General features: G+C 62.1%; 2 protein-coding genes. One reads left to right on the forward strand and one right to left on the reverse strand.

All coding sequences use genetic code 11. From position 1 onward, the window contains the following. Positions 1-217 (reverse strand): hypothetical protein (locus tag AC1DEY_RS23435; protein WP_476870092.1); only part of this gene is annotated, 217 nt, incomplete at its 3' end. Here AC1DEY_RS23435 and AC1DEY_RS23440 point away from each other — a divergent pair. Beyond that, positions 142-1,260: a substrate-binding domain-containing protein gene (locus AC1DEY_RS23440; protein WP_476870091.1), complete on the forward strand. Its 1,119-nt coding sequence runs from the start codon at positions 142-144 to the stop codon at positions 1,258-1,260. The genes AC1DEY_RS23435 and AC1DEY_RS23440 overlap by 76 nt on opposite strands. The last annotated feature ends 109 nt before the right edge of the window (positions 1,261-1,369 follow it).

Consider the following 1,369-nt stretch of genomic DNA (forward strand, 5'->3'; position numbering starts at 1 on the left):
CGACTGGGTTCGGTTGGACATCGTTGTCAAGAAACTCGCTCCTTTTGATCTTCATCCATTGACTCTGTGATGTGATGGTGCTTACATCGTACCTGACATCGTTGTCGAGGCCAGTGAGGGCCTCAAACACCAGGAGATTCAATGTTGAGTTCCAAAGCACCCCGTTCAACGGCCACCCGCCTCTTCGCTGCAGGAGCAGTGTTGACTCTGGGAGCACTCAGTCTTTCTGCCTGTGGTGGAAGTTCCACGTCCACCTCATCAACGGGAAGCGCGTCCGGTGAAAAGGTCGGCGTTTCGCTGATCGTTAAGACCACGTCCAACCCGTTCTTCGTCGCCATGGAGGACGGGGCGAAGAAGGCGGCCGAGGCCGGCGGCGTGGACCTTAAGCTCGCTGCGGGCAAGGCTGACGGYGACGAGGACACCCAGATCCAGGCCATTGAGAACGCGATCTCCAAGGGTGACAAGGGCATCCTGATCACCCCCAACGGCCCGTCCGTAGTGGACGCCCTGAAGAAGGCCAAGGACGCCGGGCTCTTCGTCATCGCCTTGGACACCCCGCCGGACCCGGCCGATGCCGCTGACATCACGTTCGCCACGGACAACTTCGCCGCGGGCGAGCTGATCGGCAAATGGACCGCGGCCCAGCTTGGCGGGAAAAAAGCGACCATTGCCCTCGTCGATCTCTTTGACGACAAGGTGGTCTCGGTTGACTACAACCGCGACCAAGGCTTCCTGACCGGGCTCGGTATCGACACCGCGGACAAGAAGAAGAACGGCGACGAGGCCAAGACCGGCAAGTACACCGGCGGCAAGGGCGGCGACTACGAGATCGTCGGCAGCCAGGCCTCCCAGGGCGCCGAAGACGGCGGCCGCACCGCCATGGAAACCCTCCTCGCAAAGAATCCGAACATCAACGTCGTCTACACCATCAACGAACCTGCAGCAGCAGGTGCCTTCGAGGCACTGAAGGCCGCCGGCAAGGAAAAAGATGTCCTGGTGGTTTCGGTGGACGGCGGCTGCACGGGCGTGAACAACGTCAAGGCCGGCGTCATCGGTGCCACGGCCCAGCAGTACCCGGTCAAGATGGCCGAACTGGGAGTGAAGGCCATCGTTGACCTCGCCAAGACCGGTCAGAAGCCGGCCAACTCCCCGGGGCTGGACTTCTACAATACCGGCGTCGAGCTCGTCACGGACAAGCCGGCCGACGGCGTTAAGAGCAACACCACCACCGAGGCCTCCGACATCTGCTGGGGAAAGTAACGCACCCAGCTTCACTGCGGCGCGGGGAGGCCGGAGTCCGCTATCGGCCTCCCCGCACTGCATCTACCGAGCTAGCTCCGCCCGAGCAACCATCACCGAAGCTCAGGAC

It is taken from the genome of Arthrobacter sp. 05T47 (genome assembly GCF_056395825.1).